Raw genomic sequence first — 15872 nt, forward strand, 5'->3', positions numbered from 1 at the left:
CCACCTTGCGCGTGGTACTTGAACGACGCGGCCAACATTGCCTACGCGCGCCGCGCGCCAAACGGCGGCCAGATTTTGAGGCCTGTTCTGTTCGTGAACGGCGAGTACTACCAGATCAACACCATTAACGGCAATCGCTATGGCGAGCCGATGCGCGCGGCCTGCCCTGACCTGACGACTGCCAATCTGCTGGGAGCGCATTGGCTGCCTCTCGAGCGCAAGCCGGAACTTGTCCAGGCAATCCGGGCGTGGCTGCAGGACAAGAACCTGTCTGTAGCGGGACCGTGAGGTTGGACACGTGAGTTTTCCAAAGCATCAGATCGCGTGTTCGAACCACCGTGTCGGGTGGACGCAAAGCCGCATTCTTGTCTTGCTGGCGGTCGGTTATCAATGGTTCTACAACGGCGCCAACTTTGTCGCCTTCAAGGTCGGTGCGGATGCCGTTCATCCGCTTCTGCTTGCCAGCATGCGGTTTGCCATCGCTGCACTCATCATATTGCCATTTGGACTATGGCGCTTCTATCGGCGGCCACCCGGCCTGTCGGAACTGGCGAATGCGGCAGGGCTCGGTGTGGTGATGCTGGTCGGCAGCCAATCTGCAACCATCATCGGCACCCACCTGCTGCCCGCAGGCGTGGCGTCTGTCTTCGGGTCGGCGGCGCCTCTCTTCCTTGCGCTATTTTCTTGGATCGCACTCCGCGAGCCGCTTGGCTTGCGGCAAGTCTGTGGCGTCGGGCTCGGCTTTACGGGCCTTGTGCTCATGGCCTGGTTTACGTCGCAAAGCGGTAGGTTCTCTCCCCTCGGTACTGCGCTAACGCTCGCTGCATCGGGATGTTGGGCCGGCGGCTCGCTCTGGGCACGGCGATTGTACCTGCCGGCCGACCCGGTCGTAGCACTGACCACGCAACTGGTCGCTGCCGCTACCGCCCTTATGATCTCCACGTGGATGAGCGGCATTGCCGACCAGACTGACCTGATCCATCTACCTGCAACTGCCTGGTTGGCTCTCGCCTTTCTCGTCATTGCCAGCACGCTCGTTGGTTATGGGGTCTTCTTGGCGGTGAACACCGACGTCTCGCCACTGATCGCCAATACCTTCAACTATGCCTCGCCAGTGGTTGCTCTTCTGCTGTCAGCCGCCCTGTTGGCGAAACCACTGACATTGCCGAACCTGTTTGCCGCCGGGGTCGCATTGTCAGGCGTGGCGCTCATGGTCCGAGGCTCACCTACCCGGAAGGAGGGAGCCTCGCAGGGAAAGTGAGCACGTCAGAGCAATGACGCTCACGCCAAGTGGGACTTAATTTTCGGCGGACCGCTGAACGGCGGCTACCTCAGGACACCGATGAATCTGTGCAGAGGTGTCAATCACCACCACCAATGCCATCACGCCAGGATTTTGCAATGTTGCGCCGATAAGAACAGAGTGCGGCAAACAGTTTGTGGCGGAACTTAAAGAATTCAATCCCTGTGCGATGGCGATGCGAGGTGGAATCGTTGAGAGTATTGATCGTTGAGGACGAAGCAGAATTCGCAAATGCGCTGCGGGTTGCGCTTGAGCGAGAGCGCTTCGTTGTCGATCAGGCGGACCGCATCTCGATGGCGCAGGAGGCAGCCATGTCCGGATCCTATGATCTTGTATTGCTTGATCGTACTCTTCCGGATGGGGACGGGTTGTCGCTCCTGCGAGTACTGCGGGAAACCCAACCCGGTCTTCCGGTCATCGTGTTAAGCGCACGCGGCGAGGTAGCAGACCGCATTACCGGCCTCGATAACGGCGCTGATGATTATCTTATCAAGCCGTTCGATGTCGACGAGATGTTTGCCCGCATTCGCGCGATTCGAAGGCGTCCCGCAGATCTTGTGAGTGAGGAAATCCATGTCGGGGCGCTTGTTTTCGACGTCACGAATGACGAGGCGAGCGTCAGGGGTGCTAGGCTCGATCTTACCCGCCGGGAGCTGCGCGTTTTATCGGCGCTCGTAAAACGTCGTGGTAGAACGGTGTTGAGAGAGTCCTTGCAACAGGCAGTTTTCGGTTTCGACGATGAAGTGCAGTCGAATACGCTGGACTCCCACATTTCGCGTCTTCGCCGCAAGCTCGCTGAAGCCAACGCAGCGGTCGAAATCCATGCGATCAAGGGGGTCGGCTACCTGTTGAAGGATCTGACATGAAGCGAGGTCAGCCGTCGCTGAAGCGCCCCCTGATCGTCAAGCCGCTGATCTTCCAGCTTGCGACATTGCTCATCGCCTGCACATTCTTTATGGCTCTGGCGCTTCGCATGGACAGCGGCGGGCTTTACACCGACGAGGCGATCACCCCGGTGATCGCACGCGCGATCGTCCGTGATCAGGATGGTGGGCTCTCGATCCGCGAAACACCCGAGCTAACGGAGCTTCGTGATCAATCTCCCGACCTTTGGTTCGTCGCTGAGGACGATGCCGGCCGAAACGTGACGTCGGGCGACATCCCGTCGCAGTATACATCGCTTCTGGGGCGATTGCAGGCTCTATCCTATGCGCATCTGCGCGATCGCAATCCCCCCTATCGGTTGTCGGCGGTAATCCGGCGCGAGATCGCTCCGGCCGGAACGCTGACGATCCTTGGACATGGCAAGCTGACGGGAGTCAGTCTCGTCGTTCTGCTCGCGTCCAATGTCATCGTCATTCCTATCTTCATCGCACTGGCGCTGATCTCGCTGCTGGTGACGCCGTGGATCGTTCGGCAAGCGCTTGCCGGCGTGTCCAGGATCGCCAGGGAAGCTGAGCAGATCGACGCAAACCGGCGTGGGCGACGCCTGAGCGAGGAGCACGTACCTAGCGAGATCGCGCCATTGGTGCGCGCCGTCAACGACGCCCTTCGCCGGCTTGATGAGGGCTATGAACAACAGCGGCGTTTCATCGCCTCTGCCGCACACGAGCTTCGCACGCCCATCGCCATCCTGCGCTTGAAAATTGATACAGCAACCGAACCGGCGACACGCAAGCTGAGTGCTGACGTGGCACGCCTGAGCAATCTCGCCGAGCAGATGCTCGATATTCAGCGGTTGGATGCCGAACGGGCCAACGAAAGGATCGATCTTGGAGCTCTTGTCCGCCGCGTCGCAGCGGATCTGGCACCGCTATTGATTGCATCGGCGCGCACGATCGAGGTGCAGGCCGAAGACGCTTCAGTGCTCCGCGGTGATGCGGGTGCGATCGAGCGGGTTATGACGAACCTCGTCCAGAACGCGATGGAGCATGGCGGGCGCCATGTCATTCTACGCGTGACAGGTTCCGGCTTCGAGGTTGAGGACGATGGTCCGGGCATACCCCTTGAAGAGCGTGATCGCGTCTTCGAACCCTTTCAGCGCCTGCGACCACGATCGACGGGCAGTGGCCTCGGTCTTAATCTGGTGCAGCAGATCATTGAGCGGCACGATGGCAGGGTTGCGATTTTAACCGCACCGGGCGGCGGAACCATCGTGCGTGCCGATTTCGCCTCGCCGTGACAGATTTCAGAGCCGCCGGCCAGATGTGATGGAGAACCTATGAACGAGAAGACCTGCGCCTTGCCGACGCCCGAGCAACAGAAATATCTCGAAATCCGCGAAGCCGCAGAGCATGCGATGCTGGAGACGGTTTTCAAAGCGATTGATGAGGCGGCAGCCGAAGTCGCGGGAAGACTTCAAGAGGCGGGTCTTCAGTTCGAGCCAACCAGCAAAGACTATTTCCTGTTCACGGTTCAGCAAGTTGCCTTCATCCGCCTCTGCGGCGGCGATCCGCATACAATGCAAGGCGGCGATCCGGAACTGGGTCAGCGGATCGTCAACAATGGCCAGCATATCATCGACCACTACTGGCGAAGCGGCAAAGATTAGAGTCCTCTGCCGGTTGCGGACGCTCGAATACCGGCAGATTTGCATATCCGTGTGCCGAAATGACCTTCTCTGGGGCGTCGAGTTCCTCCTGACGAGCCAATCGATCCTGGATTTCGAGGTTTCGGAGTTGGATCGTTGAGCGCGCGATAGCCGCGCTCGGCCACCAGTGCGACTGATGGCTGCAGGATCGGACGATGCAAAGCATTTCCTGCCGGCATTTTATTTCCCGATCCCATGTTCTCGCAATCTTGCCCTGTTTTTCTAGCGCCATCGCCAATGACGGCGCTGAAAGGAGACCAAGGACATGATAAGACACAACCCTACCAGTCGGCATAGAGCTATCTTGATCGCGCTCGCCGCGCTTCTGAGTGCTGGTATCACGGACACCGCATCCGCTATCGATTGGGGCCGCGAAGCGCACCGGGAGGACAGCAGAACCTGCGAAAGTTTCGGCGCGGTTCGCGGGAGGGATTATACGAGATGCATGATGGACCAGCAGCGCCGCCGCGACGATGCGTTGCTCAACGCGTCCGAGCAGCAGCGAAACAATGCCGAAGCTGCGCGCAATAATGTGGAGACCGTCCGCAGGATGCGCTGCAACCGTGAAGCAGAGCGTGCGCGCCAACGTGGGGAGCGGCCACAATGGTGCCGTTGATGTCCCGGCGACGCTTCGGCAAAGCAATCTGCGCGTTCGCCGTCGTGGCGGGCACGCAGAGAACTGGTTTGGCGGGAGAAAACACGGCGAACGTTCCTTCGCCGAATCCTGATGCCAAACCGATCGTTTATCCCCAGACAAAGCGCGACGCGGTCGTCGAGACGCAGTTCGGTGTGTCGGTGCCCGATCCTTATCGGTGGCTCGAGGGCGATCCTCGCACCGACACGGATGTCGCTTCCTGGATCGACAACCAGCGGCGCTTCACCACAGAGTATCTTTCCCACCTTCCTGGGCGCGACGTCTTCCGTAAATCGCTCGTCTCCACCTTTGACTATGAGCGCGTCGGCATCCCACAGAGGAGCGGGGACCGTTATTTCTTTACGCGGAAAGTCGGAGGCCAGAACCAGCCCCTGCTGGTCATGCGTGATGATGCCGGCCAAGAGCGCATTCTGCTTGATCCCGCGACATGGTCGGCGGACGACACCATCACGTTCGCGGAATGGAGAGTATCACGAGATGGGGCGTATGTGGCCTATGCCGTTCAGGACGGCGGCAGCGACTGGCGCACCATCCGCGTCCTCGATGTTGCAACCGACAAGGTGACGAGCGACGTTGTGCGGTGGGCTCGCATCACGCAGATCGCATGGGCGAATGACGGATCGGGTTTCTATTACTCGCGGTACCCGGAACCAAAGCCCGGCCTTTCCGACGCCTCAGGCCTTATCAACCACGCGATCTACTTCCATCGGATCGGTACGCCACAAGCGGACGATACGTTGTTCTTCGCAACCCCGTCGAAACCCGGGCGGGTCAATTCCGCTGGGCTCACCCCCGATGGCCGCTACGCCATCATCTATTCGACCGACGACCTGGTTCATGCAGACGTCTCGGTGGTCGACCTGGAGCAGGGTGATCAATCACCCCGAACTTTGATTGAAAACTCGATTGATCGGTGGTCTGCCATCGGAAATGTCAGCACAAAACTTCTGCTGATGGCCACCAAGGGGCCGGAAAGATCGAAGATCGTCAGCGTGGATCTTGCTGCTTCGAAGCCCGTCTTCATCGACGTTGTGCCTGAGCAGGACGCGCACTTGACCGGCGCATACATCGCTGACGATCGGATCCTGGCAATCTATTTCGTAGATGTAAAATTTGAGATGCGCCGGTTCCGTCTCGATGGGAGCCCGGACGGTGTTGTGAAACTGCCCGGCATGGGTAGCGTGCACGCTGTTTTTGGCGAACCGGGCAACCGAGAAGCCTTCTTCGTCTATGGCAGCTTTAACCAAGCCGAGACGGTCTACAAATACGACGTTGAGACCGGACAGCTGGTTGCCTGGGTAGAGCCCGCGATCGGCGCGGACCTGGCGTCGATCACTGTCGAACAGCGCTTCTTCCGTTCAAAGGATGGCACGCGCGTGCCGATGTTCGTTGCGCGCCGGAAGGACACGGTCGGCCCGGTCCCGACCCTTCTGACTGGTTACGGCGCATTTGGGCTCAGCATGCCACCGGCTTATTCCGCGATGCTGACGCCATGGATATTGCAGGGCGGCGCGGTCGCTTTCGCCAACATACGTGGCGGCGGGGAATACGGCGCTGCCTGGCACGAGGCAGGACGCGGCCTGAAGAAACAAAACAGCTTTGACGATATGATCGCAGCGGCTGAATATCTGCACGTGAGCAAGATGGCGCCGCCAAATGGCATTGCGATTTACGGCGACTCTGCCGGCGGCTTGATGGTCGGTGCGGTCGTGAACCAGCGTCCGGACCTGTTTGCAGCGGCGCTACCGAGCGTCGGCGTCATGGATATGCTACGTTTTCACAAATTCACTGGCGGAGCATTATGGCTTGGCGAATACGGCAATCCTGCGCGCGAGGAGGAGTTCCGCAATCTGCTGTCGTACTCGCCGTATCATAACGTCAAGCCAGGCAAGCCCTATCCGGCGGTCCTGGTGACGACAGGTGAAGCGGACAACCGCGTCGTGCCGGCACATAGCTTTAAATATTCGGCCGCCCTGCAGGCTTCTGATCTCGGTCCGCGTCCACGGCTTCTGCGGATCGGTGCCCGCGCCGGCCACGGCACGGGCAAGCCGGCGGCCAAGGTGATCGAGGAAGCAGCCGACATGCTGGCGTTTGCCGCCCATTGGACGGGTCTTAAAATAAGAGGATAGAGGAGATGGCTCAAATACAGCAGCGATGTGTCCGCACATCTGCGGTCCGAGGCGGAGCATTCAACCCAAGCTCGTCGGCACGACGTGGACATTCTTTTTGGTCTCGCGTTCAACCTGGTCAAAGATGTGCGGTCCCTCGACATTTCCTTGGGGAACGAGACCTCTGATAAATGTGCGCTGAAGGTTTGAATGTATATTCATGAGCAAAACGAAAACGTCCAGCGATTGGGGGTGTGCTCGAGCGGAGCAAGGTAGGGGGATCGGCGTCCTCTTCGAAATAGCAAAGCCCTCCAAGGGACATCGGGTTAAATATCAGCGGAGGTGGCCATATCCCCACATATGTGTTAATGTGGGTTTTTAAGTTTAGGAGATGCGTCAGATGAGCCGATTGACGATCGACATAACGGACCAACAACATCAAAGCCTGAAGGCGCTGGCAGCTTTGCAGGGCAAGACAATCAAGCAGTATGCACTTGAGCGCCTCTTCCCCGGCGACACAGATGCAGAACGAGCCTGGGAGGAGTTGAAGACTTTGATGAACACGCGCGTCAATGAGGGGCTTGCCGGAAGACTGTCGACTAAAACCGTAGGTGAGATCCTCGATGAGGAGATTTCCGAGGGTCGTGCTTGAACGCCTATATCCTTACCGCGGAGGCTGAATCAGATCTACGTTCGGTAATCCGCTACACGCGTGCGCAATGGGGTGCTGCACAGGTACGCCGCTACGTCTCGGGTTTGGAGCGAGGTATCTCAACCCTTGCCGAGGGCAGAGGTTCTTTCAAGGATATGAGTGCGCTTTATCCGGCGTTAAGAATGGCGCGATGCCAGCACCACTACGTCTTTTGTCTGCCTCGAGAGCATGCGCCAGCCCTCATCGTAGCGATTCTTCACGAACGAATGGATCTGTTGCAGCGTCTGGTAGATCGTCTGAACGAATGATGTTTGGACGGAGGCGAGATTATGCGAGCGCAAGACCGACGAATCGCTGTTATCGCACGGTCGAAAAACGGGGTCGCCAGTTCTGATCCGTTCAAGGCGCCCCATTCAGACGGGGCCTGATACCCCCTCATTAGGAAAGACCGTACCAGGCGCCGCGGCCTGCACCGTGCAGGACGAGGTGGCCTTGATCCACGAGTGCCTTGAGATGATCCTTGATAGTATGACGGCTTGCATCGGTGATGCGTGAAGCCTCCGCGACCGTGATCCGACCGTGCTCGCGCGCCAACTCGAGCAATATAACGGATAATTCCGGCATGTCGGCGAGGATAATACGCTCGCGCTCCATTTTTTTCTCAAGCCGCGTTTTCTGCCGATGCAGGGCTCTCAAAAAGAACTCGATCCATGGATTCCAGTCGGGCTCAGCACTGCGGATCGTTCCCTGCGTGCGCCGAAGTGAGATGTAATAGCTCTCCTTGCATTGCTCGATGATGCTTTCGAGCGAGCTGTAGGGAACGTAAGCGTAGCCGGCCCGCAGGAGTAACAAGGTGGTCAGGATACGCGATAGGCGGCCATTGCCATCCTGGAATGGATGGATTTCGAGGAAAACGACAACGAAGATCGCGACAACCATCAGTGGATGGAGCTGTTTTTCTCGCCCTTGTTCATCCAGCCAGGCGATCAGTTCTTCCATTCGACGCGGCGTGTCGAACGGCGATGCCGTTTCGAAAACGATGCCGAGGCTCTCGCCCTGTTCGTTAAACGCTTCCACGTTGTTGGAGAGGGTTTTGTAGGCGCCGCGATGCCGCTCGTCCTTTGTCGAATGTGCAAGAAGGTCGCGGTGGAGCTGACGGATATGGTTCTCGGTGAACGAAATAGCTTCGTACGCACTGAAGATGGTTTCCATCACCTCCGCGTAGCCCGCAACCTCTTGCTCGTCACGTGTGGTAAACGACCCGAGGCGAATGTTTGCCAGCAGCTTTTCGACCTCTCGGTCGGTGAGGCGTGCCCCTTCGATACGTGTGGAGGAACCGACGCTTTCGATCGTGGCGACACGCCGGAGGCCGGACAGACGCTCAGGCGCGATCCGACCGATCGCACGCCACGCACCTTTGAATTCGTCGATTTCTGCGATCAGTGACAGGATTTCGGGCGTGATGCGCAAGGTCGCCGTATTTAGAGGTTCCATTTGACCATCCATTCCCATCCAATTCCTCAGACGCTGTCATGCGCTATTTATCCATCCATTTCCATCCAATTTTCATGAGCGGATTCGTCAAATCTGCCGGTCGTGAGCGGGTTAACTGGCGATTCCGCACTCGAGCGGACTTTTGCAACGAGATGAGAGACCATGTATGGGGACAGCTATCACCAACCCAAGACAATTCTCCCATGTCATTGGCAAAGCACCGGCGACCGATGACGAGGGCTGGGATTTCTAAGTCTCTGACGTCTCAAAGAGTGCGGATGAAATCGATGCGGAATGATAGGGGAGTCGTAGGTTCGACCCCGCTCAAGGCGAAGAGCGTCGTCGCCCAGTGAGGAAGAAAGTTCATATGAACTTTGTAATTCATCTGCATTACTGATAGGCGTGGCTATGGCTTCGAACGCACTAGTTCAAACTCGCATTGATGCGGACGTTCGGGACCGGGCCTCTGCGGTGCTTGAAAGCATAGGCCTTACGGTGTCGGACGCGGTTCGCATCTTGCTTACCCGAACCGCTAACGAAGGAGCACTGCCGCTCGAACTTATTTCAGGCAGCGAAGCTCATGATGCCTGGTTTCGCAGCAAGGTTCTCGAAGCGCTGAACGACACTCGACCGGACGTTCCGGATGATGAAGTCGAGGCTCATTATGAGAAACGTCGAGCGGCAGCGCGCATCAACGCTGCGGTACGCAAGTCGTGAAGGTTTCGTGGTCAGCGTTTGCGTTGTCAGATCGAGACGCCAATCTTCACCTTTATCGAGGCGGATAGTCCTTCAGCTGCCATATGGTCGACGAAAGGATTGTCTATGCCGCTCGTCGTCTGATTGATTTTCCGGCAAGTGGTCGCGTCGGGAGAATTGCCGGGACACGCGAATTGGTCATCACCGGCACGCCAGACGTTGCGGCCTATGCCGTGACACCATCGGCGGTTCGTATTCTCCGCGTTCTTCATGGCGCGCAAGAATGGCCAGACTCTTTTCCAACCAGCTAGGCTTAGAACTTCATCCGAGATACCGGGTCGCCAGTTCGATTCCATTCAAGAGCAAAAATGCAGAGAGGATCGGCAACGCAGGTTCCGAATGTCGAGCGTTATCTCACTGGAAGGCGGACCTCTCCAGGTTGATCGGGATCCTTCAGGGCATGTTCCCTTGTAATGTATCCGCCCATTTCTTATCTTTCAGAATTCACTCACATAGTCACAGCCACGGGCGGACGTCTCGAGCGTCGATCGTTTTGCGCGGTCGCGCATACCACCCTGTTGTGCTTACAGAGGATCTCGATTGAACAAAGCAGATACCGTCGCCCCGCCGGAGGCGCCGAAGCCGGGCGATAGCGGTAAGGTTACCGACAAGAACCACAAATCATATTCCTGCCTGCTCACCCGTGCGGAACTCCAAGCGATCATCGCCGAGCAACTTGGCTGAGCCATAACAACAAGGAGAGCAAGATGCAGATCATCGTCAGAGACAACAATGTCACCGGCCGCAGGGCATCGGCCCGATAGCTTCCGGCAGATTTTGAAAGGCACATCATGGAAGAACTGTACAGAATTATGGTGTCGGACGAGCGGCTTGAAGATTGCCGCTATGTCGTCGAGCCGGACCTGCAGGATCTGATCCGCGCGACGATCGCCTCCGGCTTTTCGGCGGAGGAGGTGCTGATCGCCATCAGCGAACTCGTGGCAGAGGATTTTGCCGCGGTCGTTAAAGTCCCCAACGTTCATTGAGGCGAGAATGCCCATGGGTTTCTCAGCGCAAGCAGATCTATTTGGGAAACCACAACCGGCTTTGCCGCAAGGTTTCCGGTACCAACCCCATATCGTTCCCAATGACGTTCAGTCGGACCTTTTGCATGAAATACCGCAACTGCCGCTGAAACCCTTGGACTTCCATGGCTTCGACGGCAAGCGGCGGGTAATCTCGTATGGCTGGAAATACGACTTCGACACTAAGCAGGTGAGGCGGACCGAAGGCATCCCGCCGTTTCTCCTGCCTGTACGATCCATTGCCGCAGCCTTCGCCGGCATCGCGCCGGATCAACTGCAGCAGGCGCTGGTGACCGAATATATACCCGGCGCGCCGATCGGCTGGCACCGAGACAAAAACGTATTCGGTCGGATCGTCGGAATTTCTCTGTTGTCGGCCTGCACGTTCCAGCTTCGGCACCGTTTCGGCGACAGATGAGAACGCATCTCGGTCATTGCCGAACCAGGCTCTGCCTACGCGCTCTCGGGACCTGCGCGCAGCGAATGGCAGCATTGTATCCCACCTGTCGATCAGCTTCGTTATTCGATCACCTTCCGGGAAATTGCCTGACCGAGAGGTGCTTGATTGCCTCTGCTGTTAGCCCGCCCGTTTAATGATGAGCGTGCTCCGCGTTGCTGCTGCGGTCGAAGGACGTCTGTCAAAGGTTTCGGTCTCGTGATATGTCACGCCATCCCGCACACGCCCGGTAGGCGACGGTACCATCCTTGTGCTTACGCGCGCTAATCGTGCCCATGAACGGCGACTAATTTGGTCCACCGGACCAAATCCCTTTCCAAACCGCGAAAACAGCCCCGAACGAGCGTAAACGAGACGATAAAGAAAGTGCCGTAGGGGTCTGTAACAGCACAAGAGGTTAATTATTTCAAGGCTCCCGTTTTTGCGTGTGCCGAATGATCGGTTGAAGACCCTTGCTGCCGGTTTTATTGCAGTGCAATATAACTGGAAAACTTGAGGGGTTCACATTGGCTGAGCAACAGCAGAGGCGCGGTCTGGGATTTTACAGCGCCGATCCGGCGCAGCATACGTTGCTGGAAGATGCGCAGGGCCTGTTCATCGGCGCTATGGTGTCGGCGCTCGGCTTTTACTTCCTGAACGAGGTCGGCCTTCTGACCGGCGGCACCGCGGGCGTCGCCTTCCTGTTGCACTATGCGTTCGGGATTTCGTTCGGCCTCTTATTCTTCATCGTCAACCTGCCGTTCTATTACCTGTCGTTCAAGCGGCTTGGCCTCGCCTTCTCGCTGAAGACCTTTATCGCCATCGCGCTCGTCTCGGTGATCACCGAGGTCGAGGGCCACTTCTTCCTGATCCAGTACCTGCACCCGTTCTGGGCGGCCCTTCTCGGCGGACTGGTGCTCGGTTACGGGCTGCTCGGGCTTTATCGCCACCGCGCCTCGCTCGGCGGCGTCGGCATCCTGGCGATCTACATCCAGGAGCGTTTCGGCATCCAGGCGGGCCTGATCCAGCTGGCCTTCGACCTCTGCGTCATGCTCTGCGCCTTCGCGGTGGTTTCGCCCATCACCGTCGCGTGGTCGGTGCTGGGCGCTGTCGTGCTCAATCTCGTACTGGCCATCAATCACCGCTCCGACCGTTATATCGTCGCGCGGTGATCGATGGAGGGGCTTCGATCAGGCGGCCTGGCTGGCCGGCCTGTCGACCGGGTGCATGGCGCGGAAGCCGACGCAGAGCCGGTTCCAGACGTTGATGGCGCCGATCGCCACCGTGATCTTGGTCATTTCCTCTTCGGTGAAATGCGCCCGCAGTTTCTCGTAGGCGCGGTCCGGGACATGAGTTTCGGCAACCTTGGTGACCGAATCCACCCAGGTCAGAAGGGCGCGTTCCTTTTCGTCATAGATCGGCGATTCCTCCCAGGCGCTCATCAGGTTGATCCATTGCTCGGAGAGGCCGTCGTGACGGCTTTCCTTGACGTGCATGTCGATGCAATAGGCGCAATGATTGATGATCGAGGCCCTGAGCTTGATCAGATGGATGAAGCGGCGTTCGAGGCCTGACTTTTGAACATAGGTTTCGAGGGCGAGTACGGCCTTGTAGGCCTCCTCGGAGGCTTTGGCGAAATTCAGACGAGGCTGCATGATCTTCTCCTTGGGGTTTTGGCCGCCTTCGGCGTGCCTGTGGCCCGGTTAGCGGGCGGTTCTGCGTTCGTTGAGTTCGAGGAAGGCGCAGCCGCGGGCGGCGATGCCGCCATCGTCGGTTGCGCCGAGGTCCGCCAGGATGTCGGCGATCGTCACCTTGGCGAGTTCTGCGCGATAGGCCTTTTCAGCCTTCAGCATCGCGGCGTTGATGCCGCAGGGTTTTGTGAAATAGCGGCCCGGCAGCGGGTTCGGCCCGCGCTGGCGGATTTCGGCGCAACGAAAGGCCGGGGCCGGCCCTTCAACGGCCAGCACGATATCGAGAAGCGTGATCTCAGCCGGCTTTTTAGCCAGCCGGTATCCGCCTTTCGGTCCCGGCACCGTTTCCACCAGCCTGGCGCCCGAGAGCGCCTGGAGATGCTTCAGGAGGTAGCTCGTCGAAACGCCGTGGAATTCCGCCAGCGCCGCCGCCGACAGCACGCCGCCTTCGGAAAGGCTCGACATCATGCTGATGCTGTGGATCGCCTGTTCGACGCCGTCGCCAAGTTTCATTGATCATCTCCATATCGTGGATAAAATTTATCCACGATTATCGTGCTCGCGTCAAGCCCCTTCTTTTTCGTCCGGTTTCTCTTAACTTAACGGCGTGGATATCGTCGAAACCCATTCCTCCGGCCGTGACGCCGCGCTTCTGCCCCGGCCGTTCCAGAAATGGTTCGCGGAAAAGGGCTGGCAGCCGCGCGACCATCAGCTGGAACTGCTGTCGCGCTCCACATCCGGCGAAAACATGCTGCTGATCGCGCCGACCGGCGCCGGCAAGACGCTCGCCGGCTTCCTGCCGTCGCTGACCGACCTGACAAGGCGCGGCAAAATCCCACCCGGCTCCGCCTTCACCGGCATCCACACGCTCTACATCTCGCCCTTGAAGGCGCTGGCGGTCGATATCGAACGCAACCTGATGACGCCGGTTTCCGAAATGGGCCTCGACATCTCGATCGAGAACCGCACCGGCGACACGCCGCAGGCAAAACGCCAGCGCCAGAAGCTCAACCCGCCCGATATCCTCTTGACCACCCCGGAACAGGTGGCCCTGCTTCTGGCCAACAAGGAGGCCGAACGTTTCTTCAAGGACCTCAGATACGTGGTCCTCGACGAACTGCATTCGCTGGTCACCTCCAAGCGCGGCCACCTCCTGTCGCTCGGCCTCGCGCGCATCCGCGGGCATGCCCCGCACATGCGCACCATCGGCCTGTCGGCCACCGTCTCCGACCCGATGGACCTGCAACGCTGGCTCGTTGCGCAGAACGCCCCGGAAGGCGGAGATCCGGCCCCGCCCGCCGGCCTCGTGCATGTGACCGGCGGTGCCGCGCCCGATATCACCATCATGAAGACGCAGGACCGCATCCCCTGGTCCGGCCATGTCTCCACCTATGCGATCCCCGAGGTCTATGAGGAGATCAAGCGCCACAAGACGACGCTGATCTTCGTCAACACCCGTTTTCAGGCGGAACTGCTGTTCCAGACGCTGTGGACCATCAACGACGACAACCTGCCGATCGCGCTGCATCACGGCTCGCTCGATGCCGGCCAGCGTCGCAAGGTCGAGGCCGCCATGGCGGCCAACCGGCTGCGCGCCGTCGTCGCCACCTCGACGCTCGATCTCGGCATGGATTGGGGCGATGTCGATCTCGTCGTGCATGTCGGGGCACCCAAAGGCGCCAGCCGTCTGGCCCAGCGCATCGGCCGCTCCAACCACCGCATGGACGAGCCGTCGAAGGCCATCCTGGTGCCCGCCAACCGCTTCGAGGTGATGGAATGCCAGGCGGCGCTCGACGCCAATTATCTCGGCGCCCAGGATACGCCGCCGGTCGGCGAGGGCGCGCTCGACGTGCTCGCCCAGCACGTGCTCGGCATGGCCTGCGCCGAACCATTCGACCCGGTGGAGCTCTACGACGAGATCACCTCCGCCTCGCCCTATGCCGACCTCTCCTGGGAGATGTTCGAGCGCATCGTCGATTTCGTCGCGACCGGCGGATATGCGCTGCGTGCCTACGAGCGTTACGCCAAGATCCGCAAGACCAGCGAAGGCCGCTGGCGGGTCTCGAACCCCGCCGTCGCTCAGCAATACCGCCTCAACCTCGGCACGATCGTCGAGGCGACAGAGCTGAATGTCAGGCTGGTCAAGCGTAACGCCAAAGGCACGGTCGGCCGCGGCGGCATGTCGCTCGGCAAGGTCGAGGAATATTTCCTCGAACAGCTCGTCCAGGGCGATACTTTCCTGTTTGCCGGCAAGGTGCTGCGCTTCGAGGGCATCCGCGAGAACGAATGCCTCGTCTCCAACGCCCTCTCGCTCGACCCGAAAATCCCCGCTTATGCCGGCGGAAAGTTCCCGCTCTCCACCTATCTCGCCGACCAGGTGCGCGGCATGCTCGCCGATCCCGATCGCCGGGGCGCGCTGCCGGACCAGGTTCGCGACTGGCTGAACATCCAGCTTGAGCGCTCCATGCTGCCGAAGAAGGACGAGCTCCTGATCGAGACCTTTCCGCGCGGCAAGCGGTTCTTCATGATCGCCTACTGTTTCGAGGGACGGCTCGCCCACCAGACGCTCGGCATGCTGCTCACCCGCCGCCTGGAACGGACCGGCGCCCGGCCACTCGGTTTTGTCGCGACCGATTATTCACTGGCCGTCTGGGGCCTCAACGACATCGGCGCGATGATCCGCGCGGACCGTCTCAGCCTTTCCGACCTTTTCGACGAGGACATGCTCGGCGACGATCTCGAGGCCTGGCTCGATGAATCGTATATGCTGAAGCGCACCTTCCGCAATTGTGCCGTGATCTCCGGCCTGATCGAGCGCCGCCATCCGGGCAAGGAAAAGACGGGAAGACAGGTCACCGTCTCGACCGATCTCATCTACGACGTGCTGCGCAGCCACGAGCCGGATCACATCCTGCTGGAGGCGACCCGGCGGGATGCGGCATCCGGTCTTTTGGATCTTGCCCGATTAGGCGATATGCTGGCGCGAATCAGGGGGCACATCACCCACCGCGATCTCGACCGCGTCTCGCCGCTTGCCGTTCCGATCATGCTGGAAATCGGCAAGGAGAGCGTTCCGGGCGAGGCGCATGACGCGGTGCTGCAGGAAGCCGCCGACGAACTGATCGCGGAGGCGCTTGGCTGATGCGATACGCTGGACTGGAA

The 15872-nt window shown here is 59.3% G+C and carries 17 protein-coding genes and 2 pseudogenes; 15 read left to right on the forward strand and 4 right to left on the reverse strand.

The features are described from left to right. Positions 1-18: 18 nt before the first annotated feature. From ACSQ8R_RS22485 to ACSQ8R_RS22505, 5 genes are all read left to right on the forward strand, one after another. Positions 19-288 carry an alpha/beta fold hydrolase gene (locus ACSQ8R_RS22485; RefSeq protein ID WP_436255620.1) on the forward strand — a complete coding sequence of 90 codons (270 nt, stop codon included), beginning with the start codon at positions 19-21 and terminating at the stop codon, positions 286-288. A gap of 10 nt (positions 289-298) precedes the next feature. Then, positions 299-1261, forward strand: a complete 963-nt coding sequence (locus tag ACSQ8R_RS22490) for a DMT family transporter (protein WP_436255621.1) — start codon at positions 299-301, stop codon at positions 1259-1261. Between the two features lie 233 nt (positions 1262-1494). Then, positions 1495-2169 carry a response regulator gene (locus ACSQ8R_RS22495; RefSeq protein WP_436255622.1) on the forward strand — a complete coding sequence of 225 codons (675 nt, stop codon included), beginning with the start codon at positions 1495-1497 and terminating at the stop codon, positions 2167-2169. After that, complete coding sequence (locus tag ACSQ8R_RS22500) at positions 2166-3485, forward strand: sensor histidine kinase (protein WP_436255623.1); 1320 nt, start codon at positions 2166-2168, stop codon at positions 3483-3485. Before ACSQ8R_RS22495 ends, ACSQ8R_RS22500 begins: the two co-directional genes overlap by 4 nt. A gap of 39 nt (positions 3486-3524) precedes the next feature. Beyond that, positions 3525-3854 carry a hypothetical protein gene (locus tag ACSQ8R_RS22505; RefSeq protein WP_436255624.1) on the forward strand — a complete coding sequence of 110 codons (330 nt, stop codon included), beginning with the start codon at positions 3525-3527 and terminating at the stop codon, positions 3852-3854. On the opposite strand, the gene ACSQ8R_RS22510 is transcribed toward ACSQ8R_RS22505, so the two are convergent. Continuing rightward, a complete protein-coding gene (locus ACSQ8R_RS22510) occupies positions 3820-4479 on the reverse strand; it encodes a hypothetical protein (protein ID WP_436255625.1) in 660 nt (219 codons plus the stop codon). The two genes, ACSQ8R_RS22505 and ACSQ8R_RS22510, sit on opposite strands and share 35 nt — an antisense overlap. A gap of 17 nt (positions 4480-4496) precedes the next feature. Between ACSQ8R_RS22510 and ACSQ8R_RS22515 the strand changes: the two genes are divergently transcribed. From ACSQ8R_RS22515 to ACSQ8R_RS22525, 3 genes are all read left to right on the forward strand, one after another. Next, on the forward strand, positions 4497-6677 hold the full coding sequence (locus ACSQ8R_RS22515) for a prolyl oligopeptidase family serine peptidase (protein WP_436255626.1): 2181 nt from the start codon (positions 4497-4499) through the stop codon (positions 6675-6677). Between the two features lie 379 nt (positions 6678-7056). Then, on the forward strand, positions 7057-7308 hold the full coding sequence (locus ACSQ8R_RS22520; RefSeq protein ID WP_145167085.1) for an antitoxin: 252 nt from the start codon (positions 7057-7059) through the stop codon (positions 7306-7308). After that, complete coding sequence (locus tag ACSQ8R_RS22525; RefSeq protein WP_436255627.1) at positions 7305-7616, forward strand: type II toxin-antitoxin system RelE/ParE family toxin; 312 nt, start codon at positions 7305-7307, stop codon at positions 7614-7616. The genes ACSQ8R_RS22520 and ACSQ8R_RS22525 overlap by 4 nt, the downstream gene beginning before the upstream one ends. A gap of 130 nt (positions 7617-7746) precedes the next feature. Here ACSQ8R_RS22525 and ACSQ8R_RS22530 read toward each other — a convergent pair whose 3' ends face one another. After that, positions 7747-8802 carry a Fic family protein gene (locus ACSQ8R_RS22530; RefSeq protein ID WP_436255628.1) on the reverse strand — a complete coding sequence of 352 codons (1056 nt, stop codon included), beginning with the start codon at positions 8800-8802 and terminating at the stop codon, positions 7747-7749. 408 nt (positions 8803-9210) lie between these two features. Here ACSQ8R_RS22530 and ACSQ8R_RS22535 point away from each other — a divergent pair, with 408 nt between their 5' ends. The 6 genes and pseudogenes from ACSQ8R_RS22535 to ACSQ8R_RS22560 all read left to right on the forward strand — a co-directional run bounded on the left by ACSQ8R_RS22535 (position 9211) and on the right by ACSQ8R_RS22560 (position 12191). Continuing rightward, complete coding sequence (locus ACSQ8R_RS22535) at positions 9211-9519, forward strand: type II toxin-antitoxin system RelB/DinJ family antitoxin (protein ID WP_436255629.1); 309 nt, start codon at positions 9211-9213, stop codon at positions 9517-9519. Then, positions 9516-9809 (forward strand): annotated as a pseudogene (locus tag ACSQ8R_RS22540) (type II toxin-antitoxin system RelE/ParE family toxin). The gene ACSQ8R_RS22535 and the pseudogene ACSQ8R_RS22540 overlap by 4 nt, the downstream one beginning before the upstream one ends. A 289-nt stretch (positions 9810-10098) precedes the next feature. After that, complete coding sequence (locus ACSQ8R_RS22545; RefSeq protein WP_436255630.1) at positions 10099-10242, forward strand: hypothetical protein; 144 nt, start codon at positions 10099-10101, stop codon at positions 10240-10242. A gap of 107 nt (positions 10243-10349) precedes the next feature. Then, the gene (locus ACSQ8R_RS22550) at positions 10350-10544 is read left to right on the forward strand and encodes a hypothetical protein (RefSeq protein ID WP_436255631.1); all 195 of its coding nucleotides are present in this window, start codon (positions 10350-10352) and stop codon (positions 10542-10544) included. A 13-nt stretch (positions 10545-10557) separates the two neighbouring features. Then, positions 10558-11133 (forward strand): annotated as a pseudogene (locus ACSQ8R_RS22555) (alpha-ketoglutarate-dependent dioxygenase AlkB). Between the two features lie 413 nt (positions 11134-11546). Further along, the gene (locus tag ACSQ8R_RS22560; RefSeq protein ID WP_436255632.1) at positions 11547-12191 is read left to right on the forward strand and encodes a YitT family protein; all 645 of its coding nucleotides are present in this window, start codon (positions 11547-11549) and stop codon (positions 12189-12191) included. 18 nt (positions 12192-12209) lie between these two features. On the opposite strand, the gene ACSQ8R_RS22565 is transcribed toward ACSQ8R_RS22560, so the two are convergent. Beyond that, positions 12210-12674: a carboxymuconolactone decarboxylase family protein gene (locus ACSQ8R_RS22565; RefSeq protein ID WP_436255633.1), complete on the reverse strand. Its 465-nt coding sequence runs from the start codon at positions 12672-12674 to the stop codon at positions 12210-12212. A 48-nt stretch (positions 12675-12722) separates the two neighbouring features. Then, complete coding sequence (locus tag ACSQ8R_RS22570; RefSeq protein ID WP_436255634.1) at positions 12723-13223, reverse strand: Rrf2 family transcriptional regulator; 501 nt, start codon at positions 13221-13223, stop codon at positions 12723-12725. A 94-nt stretch (positions 13224-13317) separates the two neighbouring features. Here ACSQ8R_RS22570 and ACSQ8R_RS22575 point away from each other — a divergent pair, with 94 nt between their 5' ends. Further along, positions 13318-15852 (forward strand): ligase-associated DNA damage response DEXH box helicase, encoded by a 2535-nt coding sequence (locus ACSQ8R_RS22575; RefSeq protein ID WP_436255635.1) that lies wholly within the window; start codon positions 13318-13320, stop codon positions 15850-15852. The last annotated feature ends 20 nt before the right edge of the window (positions 15853-15872 follow it).

This window comes from Neorhizobium sp. LjRoot104, assembly GCF_964253725.1.
Taxonomy (GTDB): Bacteria; Pseudomonadota; Alphaproteobacteria; order Rhizobiales; family Rhizobiaceae; genus Neorhizobium.

Coding starts and splice junctions, on each gene's coding strand:
- ACSQ8R_RS22500 (WP_436255623.1), top strand. CDS start 2,166: ATGAAGCGAGGTCAGCCGTCGCTGAAGCGCCCCCTGATCGTCAAGCCG.
- ACSQ8R_RS22505 (WP_436255624.1), top strand. CDS start 3,525: ATGAACGAGAAGACCTGCGCCTTGCCGACGCCCGAGCAACAGAAATAT.
- ACSQ8R_RS22515 (WP_436255626.1), top strand. CDS start 4,497: ATGGTGCCGTTGATGTCCCGGCGACGCTTCGGCAAAGCAATCTGCGCG.
- ACSQ8R_RS22520 (WP_145167085.1), top strand. CDS start 7,057: ATGAGCCGATTGACGATCGACATAACGGACCAACAACATCAAAGCCTG.
- ACSQ8R_RS22530 (WP_436255628.1), bottom strand. CDS start 8,802: ATGGAACCTCTAAATACGGCGACCTTGCGCATCACGCCCGAAATCCTG.
- ACSQ8R_RS22535 (WP_436255629.1), top strand. CDS start 9,211: ATGGCTTCGAACGCACTAGTTCAAACTCGCATTGATGCGGACGTTCGG.
- ACSQ8R_RS22550 (WP_436255631.1), top strand. CDS start 10,350: ATGGAAGAACTGTACAGAATTATGGTGTCGGACGAGCGGCTTGAAGAT.
- ACSQ8R_RS22565 (WP_436255633.1), bottom strand. CDS start 12,674: ATGCAGCCTCGTCTGAATTTCGCCAAAGCCTCCGAGGAGGCCTACAAG.
- ACSQ8R_RS22570 (WP_436255634.1), bottom strand. CDS start 13,223: ATGAAACTTGGCGACGGCGTCGAACAGGCGATCCACAGCATCAGCATG.